At 65.3% G+C, this 20,169-nt stretch carries 22 protein-coding genes; 7 read left to right on the forward strand and 15 right to left on the reverse strand.

The window, feature by feature from the left end:
• Window positions 1–4 precede the first annotated feature (4 nt).
• From K6T56_01920 to K6T56_01945, 6 genes are read left to right on the forward strand one after another with little or no spacing between them, the layout of a single operon-like run.
• Window positions 5–1,711: a GspE/PulE family protein gene (locus tag K6T56_01920; GenBank protein ID MCL6555099.1), complete on the forward strand. Its 1,707-nt coding sequence runs from the start codon at window positions 5–7 to the stop codon at window positions 1,709–1,711.
• Window positions 1,712–1,735: 24 nt separating this feature from the next.
• Window positions 1,736–2,938, forward strand: coding sequence for a type II secretion system F family protein (locus K6T56_01925; protein MCL6555100.1), 1,203 nt, complete (start codon window positions 1,736–1,738; stop codon window positions 2,936–2,938).
• On the forward strand, window positions 2,935–4,440 hold the full coding sequence (locus tag K6T56_01930; GenBank protein ID MCL6555101.1) for a hypothetical protein: 1,506 nt from the start codon (window positions 2,935–2,937) through the stop codon (window positions 4,438–4,440). The genes K6T56_01925 and K6T56_01930 overlap by 4 nt, the downstream gene beginning before the upstream one ends.
• Complete coding sequence (locus tag K6T56_01935; protein MCL6555102.1) at window positions 4,437–5,033, forward strand: hypothetical protein; 597 nt, start codon at window positions 4,437–4,439, stop codon at window positions 5,031–5,033. The genes K6T56_01930 and K6T56_01935 overlap by 4 nt, the downstream gene beginning before the upstream one ends.
• The gene (locus K6T56_01940; GenBank protein ID MCL6555103.1) at window positions 5,030–5,467 is read left to right on the forward strand and encodes a hypothetical protein; all 438 of its coding nucleotides are present in this window, start codon (window positions 5,030–5,032) and stop codon (window positions 5,465–5,467) included. Before K6T56_01935 ends, K6T56_01940 begins: the two co-directional genes overlap by 4 nt.
• A complete protein-coding gene (locus tag K6T56_01945) occupies window positions 5,439–6,344 on the forward strand; it encodes a hypothetical protein (GenBank protein ID MCL6555104.1) in 906 nt (301 codons plus the stop codon). Before K6T56_01940 ends, K6T56_01945 begins: the two co-directional genes overlap by 29 nt.
• A 68-nt stretch (window positions 6,345–6,412) precedes the next feature.
• On the opposite strand, the gene K6T56_01950 is transcribed toward K6T56_01945, so the two are convergent.
• From K6T56_01950 to K6T56_01980, 7 genes are all read right to left on the reverse strand, one after another.
• Window positions 6,413–7,405 carry a threonylcarbamoyl-AMP synthase gene (locus K6T56_01950; GenBank protein MCL6555105.1) on the reverse strand — a complete coding sequence of 331 codons (993 nt, stop codon included), beginning with the start codon at window positions 7,403–7,405 and terminating at the stop codon, window positions 6,413–6,415.
• Window positions 7,406–7,409: 4 nt separating this feature from the next.
• A complete protein-coding gene (locus K6T56_01955; GenBank protein MCL6555106.1) occupies window positions 7,410–7,715 on the reverse strand; it encodes a hypothetical protein in 306 nt (101 codons plus the stop codon).
• Entirely contained in the window at window positions 7,708–8,889 is a 1,182-nt protein-coding gene (locus tag K6T56_01960; GenBank protein ID MCL6555107.1) for a class II fructose-bisphosphate aldolase, read from the reverse strand. The genes K6T56_01955 and K6T56_01960 overlap by 8 nt, the downstream gene beginning before the upstream one ends.
• 44 nt (window positions 8,890–8,933) lie before the next feature.
• The gene (locus K6T56_01965; GenBank protein ID MCL6555108.1) at window positions 8,934–11,270 is read right to left on the reverse strand and encodes a nitric oxide reductase activation protein NorD; all 2,337 of its coding nucleotides are present in this window, start codon (window positions 11,268–11,270) and stop codon (window positions 8,934–8,936) included.
• A gap of 34 nt (window positions 11,271–11,304) precedes the next feature.
• Window positions 11,305–12,084 (reverse strand): CbbQ/NirQ/NorQ/GpvN family protein, encoded by a 780-nt coding sequence (locus K6T56_01970; protein ID MCL6555109.1) that lies wholly within the window; start codon window positions 12,082–12,084, stop codon window positions 11,305–11,307.
• A 206-nt stretch (window positions 12,085–12,290) separates the two neighbouring features.
• A complete protein-coding gene (locus K6T56_01975; GenBank protein MCL6555110.1) occupies window positions 12,291–12,647 on the reverse strand; it encodes a ribulose bisphosphate carboxylase small subunit in 357 nt (118 codons plus the stop codon).
• A 104-nt stretch (window positions 12,648–12,751) separates the two neighbouring features.
• Window positions 12,752–14,173 carry a form I ribulose bisphosphate carboxylase large subunit gene (locus K6T56_01980; protein MCL6555111.1) on the reverse strand — a complete coding sequence of 474 codons (1,422 nt, stop codon included), beginning with the start codon at window positions 14,171–14,173 and terminating at the stop codon, window positions 12,752–12,754.
• Between the two features lie 148 nt (window positions 14,174–14,321).
• On the opposite strand from K6T56_01980, the gene K6T56_01985 reads away from it, so the two are divergent.
• On the forward strand, window positions 14,322–15,236 hold the full coding sequence (locus K6T56_01985) for a LysR family transcriptional regulator (protein ID MCL6555112.1): 915 nt from the start codon (window positions 14,322–14,324) through the stop codon (window positions 15,234–15,236).
• On the opposite strand, the gene K6T56_01990 is transcribed toward K6T56_01985, so the two are convergent.
• The 8 genes from K6T56_01990 to K6T56_02025 all read right to left on the reverse strand — a co-directional run bounded on the left by K6T56_01990 (window position 15,181) and on the right by K6T56_02025 (window position 20,167).
• On the reverse strand, window positions 15,181–17,346 hold the full coding sequence (locus tag K6T56_01990) for an STAS domain-containing protein (GenBank protein MCL6555113.1): 2,166 nt from the start codon (window positions 17,344–17,346) through the stop codon (window positions 15,181–15,183). The two genes, K6T56_01985 and K6T56_01990, sit on opposite strands and share 56 nt — an antisense overlap.
• Before the next feature lie 216 nt (window positions 17,347–17,562).
• A complete protein-coding gene (locus K6T56_01995) occupies window positions 17,563–18,201 on the reverse strand; it encodes a ParA family protein (protein ID MCL6555114.1) in 639 nt (212 codons plus the stop codon).
• 5 nt (window positions 18,202–18,206) lie between these two features.
• On the reverse strand, window positions 18,207–18,476 hold the full coding sequence (locus K6T56_02000) for a 4a-hydroxytetrahydrobiopterin dehydratase (protein MCL6555115.1): 270 nt from the start codon (window positions 18,474–18,476) through the stop codon (window positions 18,207–18,209).
• Window positions 18,469–18,918 carry a ferritin gene (locus K6T56_02005; GenBank protein ID MCL6555116.1) on the reverse strand — a complete coding sequence of 150 codons (450 nt, stop codon included), beginning with the start codon at window positions 18,916–18,918 and terminating at the stop codon, window positions 18,469–18,471. Before K6T56_02005 ends, K6T56_02000 begins: the two co-directional genes overlap by 8 nt.
• Before the next feature lie 14 nt (window positions 18,919–18,932).
• Window positions 18,933–19,262: a BMC domain-containing protein gene (locus tag K6T56_02010; GenBank protein MCL6555117.1), complete on the reverse strand. Its 330-nt coding sequence runs from the start codon at window positions 19,260–19,262 to the stop codon at window positions 18,933–18,935.
• A gap of 49 nt (window positions 19,263–19,311) precedes the next feature.
• Window positions 19,312–19,599, reverse strand: coding sequence for a BMC domain-containing protein (locus tag K6T56_02015; GenBank protein MCL6555118.1), 288 nt, complete (start codon window positions 19,597–19,599; stop codon window positions 19,312–19,314).
• 24 nt (window positions 19,600–19,623) lie between these two features.
• Window positions 19,624–19,914, reverse strand: a complete 291-nt coding sequence (locus K6T56_02020) for a carboxysome peptide B (protein ID MCL6555119.1) — start codon at window positions 19,912–19,914, stop codon at window positions 19,624–19,626.
• Window position 19,915: 1 nt separating this feature from the next.
• Window positions 19,916–20,167, reverse strand: coding sequence for a carboxysome peptide A (locus K6T56_02025; protein MCL6555120.1), 252 nt, complete (start codon window positions 20,165–20,167; stop codon window positions 19,916–19,918).
• Window positions 20,168–20,169: the final 2 nt, after the last annotated feature.

Below are 20,169 nucleotides of genomic sequence, written 5' to 3' on the forward strand. Positions count from 1 at the left end.
AGCCGTGTCCGAACAACGCAGGAAACTCCGCCTCGGCGATCTCTTGGTGCAACAGGGGCTGATCACCCAGGATCAGTTGCGCATCGCCCTCAAGGAACAGGAGCGCAGCCAGCTTCCCCTGGGACGCCAGCTCACCGCACTGGGTTTCGTCACCGAGGCGGTGATCCGCGACATCGTCGCCCACACCATCGGCCAGGAAAGCGTGGATCTTTCCACCGTGGTGGCGGATGCCGAGGCCCTGAAACTGGTGCCGCAGGAATTCGCCCGCCGGCACAATCTCCTGCCTCTCGCCTTCGATGCGGAAAAGCGGCGCCTGGTGGTGGCGGTCGCCGACATCTTCAACGTCATGGCCCTGGACCAGTTGCGCGCCCTGGTGGGCCCGCAGGTGGAGATCAAACCCCTGCTGGCGGGACTTGCCCAGCTTTCCGAATACATCGATCTCTTCTATGGCTACGAGCTGTCGGTGGACGGCATCCTGCGCGAGATCGAAACCGGCGAGGTGGACTACGCGAGTCTTGTCACCGCCAACGGGGAGATGGAATACACCCAGCCGGTGGTGCGTCTGGTGGGCGCGTTGCTCGCGGATGCGGTCAAGCGCGGCGCCTCCGACATCCACTTCGAGCCCGAATTCGCCTTCCTGCGCATCCGCTATCGTCTGGATGGTGTGCTGGAACAGATCCGCAGCCTGCACAAGACTTACTGGCCCTCCATCGCCGTGCGACTCAAGGTGATGAGTGGCATCAACATCGCCGAGACCCGCGCCGCGCAGGATGGACGCTTCAGCCTCAACCTCAACGGCCGGCCCATTGATTTCCGGGTCTCCACCCAGCCCACCATCTGGGGCGAGAACATCGTCCTGCGCATCCTCGACCGGGAACGCTCCATCATTCCCCTGGAGCACATGGATCTGCCCGCCGACACCCTGGCCGCCCTCAAGCGCATGCTGGCGCGGCCGGAGGGCATCCTCATCGTCACCGGTCCCACCGGCTCCGGCAAGACCACTACGCTCTACTCCCTGCTCACCCACATCAACGACGAGACCATCAACATCATGACCCTGGAGGACCCGGTGGAATATCCGGTCACCCTCATGCGCCAGACCTCGGTGAACGAGACGGTGAAGATGGACTTCGTCAACGGCATCCGCTCCATCATGCGTCAGGACCCGGACGTCATCCTGGTGGGGGAGGTGCGCGACCGGGAAACCGCAGAGATGGCCTTCCGCGCCGCCATGACGGGGCATCAGGTGTTCACCACCCTGCACACCAACTCGGCCCTGGGCACCTTTCCCCGGTTGCTGGACATCGGCATTTCGCCGGAGATCATGGCCGGCAACATCATCGGCGTCATCGCCCAGCGTCTGGTGCGCGTGCTCTGCCCCCATTGCAAAGTGCCCTACAATCCGGATGGGGAGGAACGCGCGATCCTGGGCGATGTTCCCCAGGACACGGTGATCTACGGCCCCGTGGGCTGTCCCCAGTGCCGCCACAAGGGTTATCGTGGGCGCCTGGCCCTGATGGAGCTACTGCCCATGGACAGTGAACTGGACGAACTGGTGGCAAGCCGCGCCCCCCTGCACGTGCTGCGCAAGACGGCGCTTGCCAAGGGTTTCCGCACCATGGCCGAGGACGGCGTGCGCCGCGTCCTCGAAGGCAAGACCAGTCTCGCCGAAGTGGGGCGGGTGGTGGACCTCACCGGCCGTCTGCGGTGAAGCCAGAATCCGCCGGGTCCCAACATGCCTGCCTTCCACTACTACGCCATGGACCGCGATGGCCACCGCATCCGCGGTCGCATGGATGCCACCAACGAGGCCGATCTGGAACAGCGGCTCAAGCGCATGGGCCTCGACCTCATCGTCAGCCGCGTGGAAACCGTGAGCGGGCCTTGGCTGTCGCGGCCGGTCTCCCGCCAGGACCTGATCAATTTCTGCTTCCACCTGGAGCAGATCCAGGCCAGCGGCATTCCCCTTCTCGATGGCCTCACCGATCTCGCCAGCACCCTGGACAATCCCCGTTTCCGCGACATCGTCACCGCGCTGGCCGAGGACGTGGCCGCCGGCCGCATGCTGTCGGAGGCCATGGCCCAGCACCCGCGCGTGTTCGATTCCCTCTTCGTGAGCCTCATCCGCGCCGGGGAGCAGACCGGCAACCTGCCGGAGATTCTTGCCAGCCTCGCCGCCACCCTGAAGTGGCAGGACGAGCTCATCGCCCAGACCCGCCGACTCCTCATCTATCCCACGGCGGTGCTCATCGTCGTCGGTCTGGTGGTGCTGTTTCTCGTGCTCTATCTGGTTCCCGAGCTCAGCAACCTGCTGCGCACCCTGCGTCAGGAGCTGCCCTGGCAGACCCGCGCCCTCATCGCCGTGTCCGATGTCATCGGCCGCTGGTGGCCGGTCTTCTTCGTTCTCCCCCCCGTTGCCGCCGTGATTTTTCTCCTCGCCGTGAGGCGCTTCCCGGGGGCACGGCTGATGTGGGACTACGTGAAACTGCATCTGCCCGTCACCGGGCCGGTGTTGCAGAAAATCATCCTCGCCCGTTTCGCCAATTTTTTCGGCCTGCTCTACCGCTCCGGCATCACCGTGCTCGACGCCCTGGCAAGCTGCGAAGGGATCGTTGCCAACCGCCACGTGGCGGATGGCCTGCGCCGTGCCGCTCAGCAGATCAGCGCCGGCGAGAGTCTCACCGAAAGTTTCCGCAACACCGGCCTTTTTCCCTCCCTGGTGCTGCGTATGATTCGCATCGGGGAGACCACCGGCTCCCTGGATGAGGCGCTGATGAACGTCACCTATTTCTACAACCGGGACGTGCGCGAATCGGTGGAGCGGGCCTTGAAGCTCCTCGAGCCGGCATTGACGATATTCCTGGGCCTGGTGCTTGCTGCCATCCTCTTTGCCGTCCTCACGCCCATCTACGATATTCTGGGCAGCATGCCCCTGTGAGTGCAGTACCGATGCCGGCCAGGATCGTCCTCAATCTTTCGGCGCCCCGGGTGAGCTGGGGGGTGTTCGTCCATGGCCGGCTGCAGGGGTTCACCCGTCTTGCCAACGATGCCGCGGCACGCGCGGCCTTCCTGGAACTCCTTGCCGCCCACCCCAAGCGGCCGGTTGCGGTCATGCTGGACGTGGTGGAGGAGGACTTCCGCCAGGAAGCGCTGCCCCATGTGTGGGGAAGGGCGCGGCGGGCCATGGTGGAGCGCAAGCTTGCCCAATATTTCCGCACCACGCCCTACCGTGCAGCCTGTCTGCAGGGGCGGGGAGCGGGCCGCCGGCGCGATGACCGTTATCTCTTCCTGGCGCTCACCAACACCGATCTGCTGCAGCCCTGGCTCGAGGCCATCCATGCCCAGGGCGCGCCGCTTTCGGGCATCCATCTCCTGCCTGCGGTGAGCCAGCCCCTGGTGCAGAAGCTGGGCAGCCGCGGCGCCCTCCTCCTCGTGTCGTTGCAGGGGGGCGGTCTGCGCCAAAGCCTCTTCCTCGATGGCCAGTTGACCTTGAGCCGCTTGACACCCATGGAGGAGACCCCCGCCGAGGCCCTCCTCACCCTGCTGCCGGAGGAAATGGAAAAAAGCCGGCTTTTTTTCTACAACAGCCGCGTGCTCTCCCGCGATGCCCTGCTCACCGCCTGGGTGCTGGATCCCGATGGCCGCCTGGCGCCCGCCTGCCGGCAGGTGAGCGAAGAACCCAATTTCCGTTGTCAGGTGGTGGCCGCGGAGACTTTGGCGAGGGCGCTGGCGGTGCCGGTGGGCGAGCTCCCCCAAGACATGGACGCCATCATGCTGAGCCTTTTGCCCCGCGCGGCCCCGGAGTGCAACCTCGCCCCGCCGGCGCAGCGGCGACGTTTTCTCGAGCAAAGGCTGCGCCAGGTCCTCTATGCCACCGCCGCGGGCATTGCCCTCGCCGGTGGGGCTGCGGCAGGCTGGCTGCTCGTCGAGCGGCAGGGGGTGCTGAAGGATGCGGCCGCCTTGCGCAAGCAGACCGCGGCGCTTGCCGCCCGTTATGCCGCAGCCACCCGCAGCTTCCCGGCGGCACCCGCCTCGGCGGAGGAGATGCGCGCCACGGTGGAGGCTTTCGCCCTGCTGCGGGCGCAGGCCCGCACACCCGCCACCGCCTTGCGTCTGGTGGGCAGCGTGCTGCCCGCCTATCCCCAGGTGGAACTCTCCCGCCTGACCTGGAAACGGGGGCAGGGAGGCAATGCCAACGAGGAGGAGGTGGAGCTTACCGCGGAGATTCGTCCCTTCGATGGTGACTTCCGCGCCGCGCTGGCGCTCATCCAGCGTTTGACGGAAGATTTCCGCAACCGGCCGGCGGTGAAAGCGGTGAAGGTCGTTGCGCTTCCCGTCAACCTGGACCCGACCGCGCCCCTTTCCGGCAACACCGCGGAATCGCGGGAGGCGCAAAGCGCCCGCTTCCGCCTCCTCCTCACGCTGGAGGGAAGCCCATGACGAACACCCTGCGGGCCTGGGCCGCGCCCCTCACCGCGCTCATCGCGGCCGCCGCCTTCGCCACCGCGGCGGTGTTCCACGCCCAGGAGGGGCTCATCAAGGCGCAACAAAGCCGAGAGGAAGCCCGGGCGAAACGCGCCGAGGCCCAGCGGCGCCTGAACCAGGTGGACGAGGAAAGGCGTCTCATCGAACACTATGCCCCGGCCTATCGCGCGCTGCTTGGGGCCGGCATCATTGGCGCGGAGCGACGGGTGGACTGGATCGATGCCCTGCGGGCGGCCGGCCAGTCCCTGCGTGGTTTTGCCATCGACTACCGCCTGGCCGCCCAGCAGCCTGCTCTTCTCCCCGCTGCCCCGCGCGAGGTGCAGGTACGGGAATCGGTGATGACGCTGCGCCTCAAGCTTCTGCACGAAGGCGATCTGCTCGCCTTCCTGCAGGCGCTGGAAGAGGCCCGGGCGGGGCTGTTTGTGCCCCGCTCCTGCGACATTAAGCGGCTTGCCGAGCCCTTCACCGTGCGCTTCGAGCCTAAGCTGGAGGCGGACTGTGAGCTGGCGTGGATCACCCTCGTGCCCGCGAAGGAGCCGGCGCCATGAAGGCAAGGCACCTCCTTTGGCTTTTCGCCGGCGTGTTGCAACCGGCCTCCGCCGACGAACTGGGGCGCATCTTTTTCACGCCCGAGCAGCGGGCGCTTTTGGAACTGGCGCAGCAGCAGGCCACGGCCGCGGACGCAGAAGGGGAGGGCGTCACCCTGAACGGCATTGTTGTCGGTAGCGACGGCAGACAGACGGTTTGGGTGAACGGCCGGCCAAAACCCGACGCCCGCGCCGTGGGGCCAGGAGCGGCCCTCATTCCCCTGCCTGCTGGCCCCGGCCAGGTGAGGCTAAAGGTGGGACAGACCCTCGACCCCATCAGCGGCCGCGTGGGGGAGCGGTTGCGGCGACCGGCGGCAACCCCCGCGCCCCCGTCCCCGCAAGCAACCAGACCCGTGGGCCAAAGCCATGAAACCAGCGAAGCGGAAGCCGATTGATGCCCGCGGCCAGCGGGGCGCGGCGCTTTTTCTCATCCTGCTCCTCATCCTGGTGAGTGGGGGGCTTGTCTTTGTCAGCCGCCTGAAAAGCGCGGAGACGGAATTGGCAGCAGGCCGCAAAACGGCAGCGGCCCTGGCGGAAGCCAAGCAGGCCCTCCTGGGTTATGCCGCATTGGACCCTGGTGGCAATGTCACCAACCCGGGGCGGCTGCCCTGCCCCGATCAGGACAATGACGGCGATGCCCAAGGCGCGGTCTGCGCCAGCCCTCCCGTGGGGTGGCTGCCCTGGCGCACCCTCACCCTGGATGAGCGGCGGGATGGCCAGGGGGAGAAGCTGTGGCTTTTGGTGGACCCGTCATTCCTGAGCGGCAATGCGCCCATGAACTCCACCGTGCAACCCACGCTTCGGCTCAACGGGCAGCCGGTGGTCGCCATTCTCTTTTCGCCCGGCCCGCCCTTGAGCCGCTTGGGCCAGACCCGCTCGGCCAACCCCCCGGGGCTCACCAATGGCTTTTATGGCAATTATCTGGAGGGCTTCGACGGCAACAGCAGCGTCACCACCGCGCCCCTTTCCGACACCTACAACGACCGGGTGCTTGCCATCACGCCACGGGAGCTTTTCACCGGGGTCACCCAGCGCATGGCCCGGGAGCTGGCACTCTCAAACGCCGCGCCTTACCCAGTGCCCCCTCCGGGTGACCCGCCTCTCTCCCAGCTCGCGAAACCATCGGTGTGGACGGCCAACAACTGGGACGCTGCGGTGGATACGGCTTACACCGTGGTGACGCCCTCGGTGATCCGGCTCAAGTTTCAAAACTGCGACACCGTCTACTCCATCCGCCCGGAGGGCATCCAACGTTCCGCCAACACCTGCTGAGGCGCAGCTTTCCGGGCCGGTGCCGATGACGTGCCCCCTGAGGGGCGAAGGATCCCCACGAGGTCGTCTCACCCCCTCTCCTGAGGGGAACCCCCCAACTCGCGATGCCCTGCCGCCGCGCGCTGCAGGCGGTCGGCAATGGCAAGCCACTCCTCGCTTTCGGGCACGGCCTCGACGAGGATGAGGTCGAAGCCCCCCGCATCGAGTTCCCGCAGCGTCGCGTAGAGTTCCCGCGCATAGTCCTCGGGACGCGAAGGCAGCGTGACGACGGTGGCCCGGGGCAGGCTTTCCGCCCCCGAGTGGGTGAGCACGGCGATGCGCGCCGTCGCCGCCTGGCGCGCCGCCTCCTGCCAGAGCCGATCACCGGCTAGGAGCAGAAGCGGTGTGGCCGGCGCATAATGGGCGGGCAGGCCACCGGGCGCACGCACGCGGCTTTTCCCGCCCCGGGCCACCGGCCGGCCGAGGACAGCTTCCAGCGCCGCCAGACTCACGGCGCCCGGGCGCAGCAGGTGGGGTTCGTCCCCGGTGAGATCGAGGATGGTGGATTCCAGCCCCACCCGGCAGGGCCCCCCGTCGAGGATGAAGTCCACCGCCCCGTCAAGCTCCGCCACCACGTGTTCGGGGCGGGTGGGGCTTAGGCGACCGAAGCGGTTGGCCGAAGGCGCCGCGAGGCCACCGCCGAAACGACGCAGGAGTTCAAGGGTCAGGGAATGCGCCGGCACGCGCAGGGCAACGGTATCCTGGCCGCCGGTCACCACGTCCGGCACATCGGGCAGACGCTTGAGCACGAGGGTGAGGGGACCGGGCCAGAACCGCCGCGCCAGGGTGTATGCCTCGGCGGGAATGTCCTTGGCCCAATCGGAAAGCTGGGCCGCCCCGCCGATGTGCACGATGAGGGGGTGGTCGGCCGGCCGGCCTTTGATGGCGAACACCCGCCCCACGGCCTCCACGTTGCGGGCATCGGCGGCCAGGCCATAGACGGTTTCCGTGGGGATGGCCACCACCCCGCCGGCGGCAAGGCGCGCCACCGCATAAGCCACGTCACGGGAGATTTCGGGCACGGGGCTATTCGTCGTCTTCGCTGAGCTCGGGATCCCAGCCTTTGCGCCGGGCCTCCTCCATGATGCGGGCGTAGAGGGCGGCGTGACGCTCCTTAAGCTCAGGCGGCAGGCGGCTGGGCAGGTTGCCGTATTTGTCCCATTCCGCGTCCACCCGCTCCATGAGCGCCTGCATGCGCCCCAGGTCCCAGCCGGCGCAGTCCTCCGTTTCTGGAATGAGGCCGAATACCCAAGCATCGACGACGATGCGGCCCAACTGGGTAAGCCCATGGCCGTCCTGAAACAGCCCCACGTAACGCTTGGCGTCAGTCATGGTGATCGAGGCGGTAATCGATGGTGAGGCGGTCCGTCGCCGCGGGCCGGAAGAAGCGATCCGCATAATCGCAATGGGCCGGATGGCGCGCATAGGACTCCACCACTTCCGGCGCGCTGAAACGGATGCTCCAGCAATAATGATAACGGGCATCCCCGCGCAGGGCGACACCGGCTTCCACGGCACGCACGCCGGGAATCGCCGACAGGGTCTTCACACCCTGCCGCAGCAGCGCCTCCCGCGCCTCGGGGGGCATTTCCGCCGGCAAGTTGAAGCCGATGCTGTGCAACACTTCCCGCCACGGCCGGCAGGCTGCCGCCACTTCCTGCGCCCGTCCCGTGGCGCCCAGCAGGGCATTCATGCGTGAGACCTCGCGGGCAATGGCCTCCCGCACGCCCGCCAGAAGCTGGGGATAACCCGCGCCAGCCACGCCCGCGTTGGCGCGAATGCAATCCGCCGCGGCATCCGACAGCGCCGTGTAATAGTTGAGCTTGGTCATGCCGGCTTCCACCAGGCAGCGGTATTGGTCATCGAGGAGGCCGGTGCCCCCGTGGATGACCAGGGGCACCGCCACCGCGTCGCGAATGGCTGCAAGGCGACCAAAATCCAGCGCCGGGGTGCCCCGCATGCGGCCGTGCACCGTGCCCACGGAGACCGCCAGACAGTCACAGCCGGTCTCAGCGACGAAACGCGCCGCCTCTTCCGGCTCTGTCATGTTTAGCTCCCCCGGGTGCAGGGCGGCATCCTCCCCCTCCACGCCAGGCACATAGCCCAGCTCGGCTTCCACCGGGATACCGCAGCCATGGGCGAGTTCCACGATGTCGCGGGTGAGGGCGACGTTTTCCCCATAGGGCAGATGGGAGCCGTCGATCATCACGCCGTTGACCCCGTGACGGATGGCCTCGATGACGCTGGCGCGACTCAGGCCGTGGTCGAGGTGGATGGCAAGGGGCACCCGGGCGCGACGCGCGGCCGCCACCACGGCCGGCATCAGGGTGGCAAAGTCGTAGTGGTGGAAATGGGACTCAGCAAGACTGAGGATGGCCGGCGCCGCATCCCGCTCGCAGGCGGCGATGATGGCCTCGAGAAACTCCAGGCTGACGATGTCATAGCCGCCCACGGCGAAGCGCCGGCTTCGCGCATATTGCAACAGGTCGCGCATGTGGATGAGCATGTCTTCCTCTCCCTGCGTTGCGGAACCCCTCGAAAGACCCCGGCCTAGCGCGTCAGGCCGGCGTAAAGTAGCGGCAGTTTTTCCGGCAGCCGCTCGACGTGGTCCACCACCAGGTAGTTGCGGGCGCCGAAGATGCGCGAGACGTACTGGTCCGCGCGGGGGTCGAGGCTCATGCAGTAGGTGACGATGCCCACCCGCGCCGCCTCTTCCACCGCCTTCTTGGTGTCGTAGCGCAGGTATTGGGGGTCACGCACGTCCACGTCTGCCGGCTCGCCATCGGTGATGACCATGAGCAGTTTCTTCGCCGATTTCTGCTGGCGCAGATAATGGGTGGCGTGCCGGATAGCCGCCCCCATGCGGGTGGACAACTGCCCCGTCATCCCGGCCAGCCGGGCCTTGGGCTTGTCGCCATAGGGCTCGTCGAAATCCTTGAAGCGGAAATACTCCACGTTGTGGCGCCCGTCGGAACAGAAACCATGGATGGCGAAGGGATCGCCCACCTTGTGGATGGCGTCGGCAAGCAGCACGCAGGCCTGACGGGTGAGTTCCAGCACGGTGTAGTCCTGTCCTGCCACGTTTTCGTTGGTGGATTCGGAAAGGTCCAGCAGGACCAGCACGGAGATGTCCCGCGTCTTGCGCACCGAACGCATCATGATGCGGGGATCGGGCTGCTGCCCCATGCGGATGTCGATCTGCGCGCGGATGGCGGCATTGATGTCAATCTCGTCGCCATCCTCCAGCTTGCGGATGCGCTGCACGCCCTGGGGCTGCATGGCATCAAGGAGGAATTTCATACGCGAGATGAGGCGCTTGTGCTGGGCGGTGATGTCGTCGATGAGGGCAAGCTCGCCCGCCTTGGCGCGCTTTTCCACCACCGTCACCCAACTGGGGCGCTCGAGCTGAATCTGGTAATCCCACTCCGGGTAGTGGAAGGGGGGCGACACCGGCTCTTTGCCTTCCAGCTCATTGATGGTCACCCCTTCGTCCAGGTAGAACTCGGTGGGCAGCACCCAGATTTCCTGGGCATCGTCGCCGGCGAGCTCCACATCCACCTCGTTGACCATCTCCATCACGGAGACATATTTGCGCACCTGCCGGGGTTTTTCGTAGCCGGCGGCAATAGCCTTGTTGAAATCGAACTCCTCGAAGGCCCAGAAATACCGGTTGTCATCGCGATAGGGTGCGATCAGGACGTCGGTGCGGGGATTGAAGGGGATGCGCCGGCTGAGGAAGTCATGGGCCAGGGCCACGCCGATGTCCCAGGAGGTCTGGTTGGTCTCCAGCCGCTCGGCGGCCTCGGCAAACCGGCGCCGCCCCTCGATGATCCAGGGGTCGTCGTCCTCATAGGTCTCATCGAGCAGGGCGCGGGCCAGGCGATTGAGATAGTCACCCGCTGAGGCCTCTTGCTGCGGGGTGATGACATGCAGGCGCGCCCAGAGCTGCTTCAGACCGGGGAACCGGCGCAGTGCCAGCGTTTCCACGCGGGCGTCCTCGATCACCGAGATCACCGCCATCTGCCAGGGGTTGAGGGCCTCCGCGGAAATGGGTTCGCGGGTGTAGACGATGTGTGCCGCCGCATGGGCCGCCGCTGCACGGTACACCTCCAGCCCCGGGACCTGGGTGCCGGAGGGAGTGATGAAATCGTCGAAGGCATCCGGCAGATGGATGAAATAGTCTTCGATGTAGGGTTTGTAGCCTTCCCGCGTCTCGAAATCGCCCGAGGTGGGCTTCATGAAGAAATCCCGTCCCCACAGGGCCCGCAGGTACATGTTGATGCGCCGCTGCACATCGATGAACAGCGTCCCCTTGCGTTCCTTTTGCAGGACGGCCAGCGATTCTTTGCTCTCCAGGCCGAAATATCTGACCTGTGCCTCGTAATCGGTCCGGTGGGCATGCGCCCCCCACAGGGCCCAGCGGCGCAACCCGCCCAGCGTAAGCTGGCCCAAAAGCACGTCCAGTTTGTCCAGCATGGGCCGCACCCCACGCGGAGCCTGGGCGACGAGGACATTGAGGAACTGCAGGTATTTGCGGAACAGATCCGCATCGCCCAGGCGGCGTGCCGCCGTCGGCGCCGTGGAGAGGATGAGCTCCAGCACCGCGCCCGAGGTCTTCGAGGCAAGGCTGAGCGCCGTGGTGGCCAGATCGGGGATCACATCCTCCCCCACCTCCTTGGCCACCAGGGGCGCATTTTCCAGCCACGCCACCACCAGGTCGCAGCCCCGGCCCAGACTCTTCAGCGCCATGGCGCCCTTGAGGTAGTTGTCGAGCCCCCGCGGCGAGTAGATCTTCGTCGCCTCCACCCAGGTGGCGCGCAGGGCTTCCTGGGAATCGGGGCTCAGCGCTTCGACCAGGTCTTTGTAATCGTCGAGGTTGACTGACATGCCAGACCTTCGTACAAGCGGTATTCAAGCGCGATCAGAAGAAGGTGGTGACGGCGGCATCGAGCGCATCCCGCATGTCCGGATCATCCGTGATGGGACGCACCAGGGCGACGCGGCAGGCCGCCTTGGGCTCCACGCCCTTGGCGATCAGGCTGCCGGCATACACCAGCATGCGGGTGGAAATCCCTTCGTCCAGGCCATGCCCCTTGAGATTGCGGGCACGCTCGGCGATGGAAACCAGCTTGTCGGCAATTTCCGGGGCAATGCCCGCCTCATGGGCGACGATCTCGGTTTCGATGTCGTGCTCGGGATAATTGAAGTCCAGCGCACCGAAACGTTGCTTGGTGGACTGTTTCAGGTCCTTCATCAGCGACTGATAGCCGGGGTTGTAGGAAATGACGAGCTGGAAATCCGGATGGGCATGGATGAGCTCGCCTTTCTTTTCCAGGGGCAACACGCGGCGATTGTCGGTGAGCGGGTGGATCACCACGGTGGTGTCCTGGCGCGCTTCCACCACCTCATCGAGGTAACAGATGGCGCCATAGCGGGCGGCCAGCGCCAGGGGCCCATCCTGCCAGCGCGTGCCCTGGGCATCGAGGAGGAAACGGCCCACCAGGTCGGAAGCGGTCATGTCCTCGTTGCAGGCGACGGTGATGAGGGGCTTTTTCAGCCGCCAGGCCATGTATTCGACGAAACGGGTCTTGCCGCAGCCGGTGGGGCCTTTCAGCATCATGGGCATGCGCACCGAATAGGCCGCCTCATAAAGCTCCACTTCGTCCCCCACGGGGCGATAGTAGGGCTCCTTCTCGATCAGGTACTGCTTGATGATGTCACTCATGGTTGACTCCGGAATGCTTCAACGCAAACGTCATGGCGCCTCGCCACGGCCATTGGGTGTCGAAGGGGCGCAGCCTTCATGTAGAGGTCCAGCCCTTTGCCTTCTCACCTTTGAGCCCCCAAACAAAAACCCCCGCCACCTGACGGCGGCGGGGGTTTGACGACCTCCACCCTGCCGCGCCGTCAGACCGGCTTGCCGCGGTAGATCACCATGGCCGTGCCCTGGGACTGCGCGTAGTTGTCGTAGCCGATCAGCCGCACATGGTGGCCGGGGTTGGCCTTGTGGCAGGCCTCCGCCTCGGCGAGGATTTTGTCCACATCGGTTTCGCCGAACATGGGCAGCTTCCACATGTACCAGTAGTGGCCGAAGGCGTTTTCCGGTTCGGTGTGCTCGATGGCCGGGTTCCAGCCCTTCTTGACGATATATTCCACCTGCTTGCGAATCTGCTCCTTGCTCATCTCCGGCAGGTAGGAGAAGGTTTCGAACTTGCGGCTGGCAGGGTCGGAAAGCCGCGATTTGTAATCCATCATTTCAGACATTTCACGTTCCTTTTCGGTTGGGGTACAGGATCACGGACCGGGATCCGGCAGGACGCGGCAGATCGGCGCCCTTCGGCCTCAATCCCGGATCCAGATCGCTGATCTTATTTGTGGGCGACGTCCAGCTTGTCCACGGTGTCGAACTCGAACTTGATCTCCTTCCAGGTCTCCATGGCGACCTTGAGTTCGGGCGAGTGCTTGGCAGCCGCTTCCAGGATGGCCTTGCCTTCCTTCTCCAGTTGCCGGCCCTCGTTGCGGGCTTCGACACAGGCCTCCAGGGCCACCCGGTTGGCCGCCGCACCAGCGGCGTTGCCCCAGGGATGACCCAGGGTGCCGCCGCCGAACTGCAACACGGCATCATCACCGAAGATCGTGACCAGCGCCGGCATGTGCCAGACGTGGATGCCGCCGGAAGCCACGGCGAAGACGCCGGGCATGGAGCCCCAGTCCTGATCGAAGAAGATGCCGCGGGAGCGGTCCTCCTGGATGTAGCTCTCCCGCAAGAGGTCGATCCAGCCCAGGGTGGCGGCGCGGTCGCCTTCCAGCTTGCCCACCACGGTACCGGTGTGCAGGTGGTCGCCGCCCATCAGGCGCAGCACCTTGGCGAGCACCCGGAAATGGATGCCATGGTGCGGATTGCGGTCCATCACGGCGTGCATGGCACGGTGCACATGCAGCAACAGACCGTTTTCGCGGCACCAGTTGGCAAGCCCCGTGTGGGCGCAGAAGCCGCCGGTGATGTAGTCGTGCATGATGATGGGCGCACCGATTTCCTTCGCGTACTCGGCGCGCTTGAACATCTCGTCCGGCGTCGGCGCGGTCACGTTGAGATAGTGGCCCTTGCGCTCACCCGTCTCCCGCTCGGCCTTGTGGATGGCCTCCATGACGAAATCGAAACGCTGCTTCCAGCGCATAAAGGGCTGGCTGTTGACGTTCTCGTCGTCCTTGGTGAAGTCCAGGCCTCCACGCAGGCACTCATAGACAGCGCGGCCGTAGTTTTTCGCCGACAGGCCCAGCTTGGGCTTGATGGTGCAACCCAGAAGCGGACGGCCATACTTGTTCAGGATGTCCCGCTCCACCTGGATACCATGGGGCGGGCCGCCGCAGGTCTTGACATAGGCGATCGGGAAACGCACGTCCTCCAGACGCAGGGCGCGGATCGCCTTGAAGCCGAAGACGTTGCCCACCAGGGAGGTGAAGACGTTGACCACCGAGCCTTCCTCGAAGAGGTCGATGGGATAGGCCACGTAGGCGTAGAAGCAGGTGTCGTCACCCGGCACGTCCTCGATCTTGTAGGCGCGCCCCTTGTAGTAGTCGAGGTCGGTCAGAAGGTCGGTCCACACCGTGGTCCAGGTGCCGGTGGAAGATTCCGCGGCGACCGCGGCGGCAGCCTCCTCCCGGTCCACGCCAGGCTGGGGGGTGATCTTGAAGCAGGCCAGGATGTCGGTATCCAAAGGCGTATAGTCGGGCATCCAGTAGGTCTGCCGGTACTCTTTCACACCAGCGGTGTAGGTCTTGACGGCCATGTGAACCTCCAATCGGTAAAAAAATCAGACATCGCACCAGGGTCATGCAGCGCGAGCCCGAACTATAAGCCAACCCCGCCATAAGGAATAGTGAAAGTTTTTGATAATTAGGATAAGCTATCGCTTATCTTTGGCAGGTTCCACAGGGATGCTTCACCTCACTTTCCGGCAGCTTTCGGTCTTCGAGGCGGTGGCACGCCACCGGAGTTTCACCCGGGCGGCGCAGGAGCTCCATCTCACCCAGCCTGCGGTTTCCATGCAGATCAAGCAGCTCGAGGAAAACGTCGGCATGCCCCTCATCGAGCAGCTGGGCAAAAAGATCTATCTCACCGAAGCCGGCCATGAGCTCTACCACTACGCCCGGCTCATCGCCCAGCAGCTTGCCGAGGCGGAAGCCGTCATGGGAGAACTCAAGGGCTTGAAGCGGGGCAAACTCAAAATTTCCGTGGCCAGCACCGCCAATTATTTCGCGCCGCAGCTTCTGGCCACCTTCAGCCAACGCTTTCCCACGGTGACGGTGAGCCTCACCGTCACCAACCGCCAGGTCCTGCTGCAGCAGCTTGCCCACAACGAGATGGATCTGGCCATCATGGGTCAGCCCCCCGACGGCCTGGACCTGATCGCCGAGTCCTTCATGGAAAACCCGCTGGTGGTCATCGCTCCGGTCAACCACCCGCTTACGCGCCAGAAGGGCATCCCCCTTGCCCGCCTCGGCGAGGAAACCTTCCTCATGCGGGAGGAAGGATCGGGAACCCGGATCAGCATGGAAAGGTATTTCGAAGCCCATGGCGTACCGATCCGCACCGGCATGGAAATGAGCAGCACCGAAGCCATCAAACAGGGCGTCCAGGCGGGGCTTGGCCTGGGCGTGGTTTCCCTGCACACGGTGGAACTGGAACTGTCCGCCCGGCGCCTCAAGGTGCTGGATGTGGAGGGGTTTCCCATCCGGCGCCATTGGTACATCGTGCACCGGAAGGACAAGCGCCTGTCCGGCGTGGCGCAGGCGTTCAAAAACTTCCTGTTGGACGAGGCGGCGACGCTGCTTTCCCACTCTCCGGCCTGAACTCCGCCTCCGCCGCCGGAGGCTGCCCGCCGTATGCCGCCTCCAGCGCGCGCAGGGCCTGTTCCTTAGTTGCGAATACGTGCCCGTCCGGGATCACCTCAGCGAGCCCACCGCGCGCGAACGCCGCCCGCACCTGCTGCTTGAGGCTGCTGAAGTACAGCGCCACGCCCTTCGCCTGTAGCTGGCGCGCAAGGCTTCGCAACTGCTCCTCGCCCGATGCGTCGATGTCGTTGATGCCGCTACCCACCACCAGCACCGCCTTCGCTTTCGGAAAGCGCGCGAGGGCTCGCAGCACGGCGTCCTCGAAGTGGGCCACGTTCACGAAGTTGAGGGAGCCATCGAAGCGCATCACTACATAGTACTCGCTCACCGGTGGTAGGCCGTGCGTCTCCATGCCTGCCAGCACCCCGTCGGCGCGGCGGCCGAGAATCACGGCCCGCGGCCGCATGTTGCGCAGCAGATACACCCCCACCGTCAGGCCTACGCCCACCAAGATGCCGTTGGCCAGCGCCGGCGCCAGGGCAAGGGTCGCAACAAAGGTGGCGATGCCGATCAGGGCATCGGTGCGGTTGACCCGCCAGGCCTGCACCAGCGGCTGGATGCGCACCAGTCCGAATGCAGCAAACATGATGATGACCGCGAGCACCGCCTGCGGCAGGTGATACAGCAGCGGCGTCATGAACAGGATCACCACCATCACCCCAAGTGCGCTGACGATGGCGAACAGGCCAGTCTGCGCGCCTGCCTGCGCCGCGACGGCCGAACGGGAGAAGGAGCCACTCACGACATAGGCCTGGAAAAAGCTGCCGACGATGTTGGCCAGGCCCTGCCCGATGAGTTCGCGATTGGTGTCCACGCGCTGGCCGGTGCGGGCGCTGATCGCCTTGGAGATGGAGGTGGCCTCCATGAAGCCGAGCAGCGCCATGATCAGCGCCGCCGGCAGCAGTGGCAACACCAGCTCCCAGTCCACGCGTGGCGGCTTAAAGCTGGGCAATCCGGCAGGGATGGTGCCCACCACCTCGCCGCCGCTGCTGAGCTTGATCACATCGCCGCTCACGCCGGCGATGCGCCAGTGGCTCACGCCTAGTGCCTTGCCTTCGGGCACACGGCCCACTGGCTGGTAGATCACGCCGTCTTCTTTGTCCACGCGTCGAAGGTCGATCTGATGCAGTTGGCTCCGGCTGCGGAAGGCCTGCTCCTCGAGAATCTTCAAACGCATCTTATGTTTCTCGATCTCGGCAGCCAGTTCCGTATGCCGCAGGCGGGCCGCGTCATCCTTCGGCCGGTTGCGGGCGAGCTCCGCCTTCAGCCTGGCGATGGCCTGACTCTCGCGCCGGATTTCGTCGTTGATCCGACTAAAGTCAGTGATCATCGCGCGCACGCCCTCGTCCCGAATGGCTGCCACGTTGACGGTGGTGGATCGCTCGAAGCCAACGACCTGGCTGAGGGCGGTGGTGACCACGATTGCGATCAGCACGGCCGGGAGCCGCGGTGCAAACCGCTGCAGGCCGAACACGATGGCGAAGCCGGTGAGCGCAAAGGCCAGGGTCGGCCAGTGGGCGTTGCCGAGCTGCTGCGCCACCGCCCACAGGTCGCCGAGGAAAAAATCGCTACGTGGCATCGGCACGTTCAGCAGCTTGTTGAGCTGGGACAGGCCGATGATCAGTGCTGCCGCATTGGTGAAGCCAATGATCACCGGATGGGAGAGGAAGTTCACCACCAGCCCGAGCCGGAACGCGCCCAACGCCAGGCGCAATACACCGACCATCAACGCCAGCATGATGGAAAGTTCGATGAATTCCGGGCTCCCGACAATCGCAAAGGGAAGCAAGGCTTGCGCTGACAGCAGCGACAGCATCGCCGTCGGCCCGGTGTGCAGCTGTCGCAGCGAACCCCACAGGGCGGCGACGATCACCGGTACGAAGGCGGCATACAGCCCATACACGACAGGCAGGCCGGCCAGTTGGGCGTAGGCCATGCTCTGCGGCACCAGTACCAGGGTCACGGTGATGCCAGCGAGCAGGTCCGCGCGCAGGCTCGCGCGCGTCATCGGGAACCAGTCGAGGAAGGGCAACGCCCGGCTTAGCCAGGCGGTTCTCGCCACGGCCATGTTTGGCTCGGCTCCGGTGGCCTTGAGGAATCAGGGACGTGGATCAGTCCGGCCAGATGCGCGCCGGATGAAGTTCGGAGGGGACTGACCGCCGTTGCGCGGCGGGTCTGGCTTCTCGGCCGGCTTCGGGTTGGGGCGGGGCCGATGCGGCAGGCGGTGATTCCTGTTTCGCCTTCACTTTGCGCACGCCGGCTGCCAGCTTGTTCGATAGCTTGCTCATGATCTCAAGACCTCGTTGATGATGGATTCCACTTCCTGGATAGCGGCACCACCCCGCTTGCCCAGGCCATAGACGCTGCTGCCTTCCAGCGCTGCGTTGCGGTAAGCGGCGCGCCGCGCCAGGCCGCTGTTAAGCACCGGGACCTCGAACTCCGCCAGGGCCTGGTGCATGGCTCGCGACAGCGCATTGCGCCGGTCGAGCTGGTTGAGCACCAAATACGCCTTGAGCCGCGCATTGCCCCGCCGCGCCTCCTGTACCGCCGCGATCATGTCGACGCTCGCCCACAGGTCGGGCGGCGACGGCTGCACCGGTACCAGCAGCAGGTCAACCGCCTGCATCACCTCCCGCAGCACGCCGGATTCCAGATGGGGCGGGCAGTCCACCAGCACGTAGCGGTGATGCTGCGCGGCCTGCCCGATCTTCGTCCGCACTTCTTCAGCAACCACGCGCTGCACCGGTGCCAGATCGCCGGCGGCACCCCCCACCCGCATCCAATGGCTGGCGGAGCCCTGCGGGTCTGCATCCAAAAGCAGCGTCGGTCCGCGACGCTGCAGACCGGCGGCGAGATTCACCGCCAGAGTGGTCTTGCCGGTCCCGCCCTTCTGGTTCGCGAGCGCGATGCGCAGGGCGGTCATGGCGTCTACTCCTCCGGCACCGCCAGCGCGTCGATGCGCTGCGCCAGGGCAATGATCTCTGCACCGATCTTCTTGCCGTCGGCGTCGAGGGTCACACTGACGTAGTTCTTGCCAAAAGTCAGATTCGGGTAGTGCTGTGTTTCTTCCGATAACTTGGCCACCGCATCGAGGAAGCGCCGGGTCTCGGCATAGCTTCGGAATTCGAAGCGCCGGCTCAGCATCGGCGGCAGGTCATGTCGCTGCCAGTTCGGGATCGGGTCGCTGTCGTCAGGCATAGCGCTGCTCCTTTTCGGGTAACTCGGCTTCCATCCTGGCGAGTTCATCAAGGTGCGCCAGTTCGTCGCCCAGGATCCCCGTGAACAGCTGGTGATGGGCGAAATCCCGCACGCGCGCGCAGTAGGCTGCGGCTTCCTCGTACAGGCGGATTGCCTCCACTTCCAGCATGCGGTCAATGGCGATCAATTCGTGCAGTGACCGTCCGAGCCGCACCGGGGGCAGCTGGGTGGCGTTCGGCGCGACGCCGAGCTTGACCATCGCATCGATCAGGCTTTCGACGTGGCCGATTTCCTCGGTGACGTCCTCCCGGAAATGGGCGCAGTACTCGCTCATTTTCCACTGGTCACAGAGCCGGGACTGCGCCATGTATTGCAGTACCGCCGCCATTTCGTGGCTCAATGCCCGGTTCAGATAGCCCAACAGCCGTGGATCGATTGCCATGCCGCCCTCTTGCTCTACACGACAAGGCCGGTCACATCGCCATCGCGCCCGGCGCCGCCGGCGGTCGGCTCCGTGGGCAGGATGCGTTCCACCTCGCCATGCACGCGGGCAATGATATGGGCGGCGACAAGGCCATCCCCCACGCGCTCGCAGGCATCCGCCCCGGCGCGCACCGCGGCATTCACCGCACCGGTCTCGCCACGTACCATCACGGTCACGTAGCCGCCACCCACGAACTGGCGGCCGATCAGCCGCACCTCCGCGGCTTTGGTCATCGCGTCGGCGGCTTCGATCGCCGGAACCAGACCGCGGGTTTCGATCATGCCCAGGGCAATGCCAGTCATTCCGTTAGCCATTTTCATCTCCTTCATAAAAGTTTGCCTTCAATTCCCTTTAGGCCGCGGCAGCGGTCGGCAGAATGTTTTCCACCTCGCTGTGGACGCGGGCAATGATATGGGCGGCGACGAGGCCATCCCCGACGCGCTCGCAGGCATCCGCCCCGGCGCGCACCGCGGCATTCACCGCACCGGTCTCGCCACGCACCATTACGGTCACGTAGCCGCCGCCCACGAACTGGCGGCCGATCAGCCGCACCTCCGCGGCCTTGGTCATCGCGTCGGCGGCTTCGATCGCCGGCACCAGACCACGCGTTTCAATCATTCCCAGGGCGATGCCCGTCATTGCGCTTGCCATGATATTTCTCCTTTACACGGTTGATGAAACTGCCTTGCTTTCCTCACGGCGTTCTTCCGCCGCATCCCACTGATCGATGATCCCCAGGATCGTCAAGTCGGTGAGAACCCTGTAATCCCCGGTGGCGTAGCGGGCGGCCGAGCCACCGGCGGTAAAAACCCATTTCCCTTCCGGCACGCCCACCGGGTCCACCGCCACGGAGAGCTTGCCCTTCTCGTCCGCCAGCACGCGCAGCGAGGCGTTGAACAGACCGGGAATGCGCCGGGTACACACCAGAGACGACACCACGCGCATGATCTCCATGTCAGTGCTCCTGCCAGTGGTCGATGATGCCGATAATGGTCAGGTCGCTCGGGAAGTCCTTGGCGCCGGCCGCTTCGCGCGCCGCGGAGCTGCCAACGCAGATCACCCAATCGCCCGGGACGCAGCCCACGGCATCCACCGCCACCTGGCGGGCGCCGCCCGCTTTTTCACGCACCACGAGAAGGGGGCGGTGACCCAGTTCACGCACGCGGTTGGTCGAAACCAGTGTTTTCTCCACTTGCATGATCTTCATTG

This window comes from Burkholderiales bacterium (genome assembly GCA_023511995.1).
In the GTDB taxonomy this organism is placed as follows: domain Bacteria; phylum Pseudomonadota; class Gammaproteobacteria; order Burkholderiales; family Thiobacteraceae; genus Thiobacter.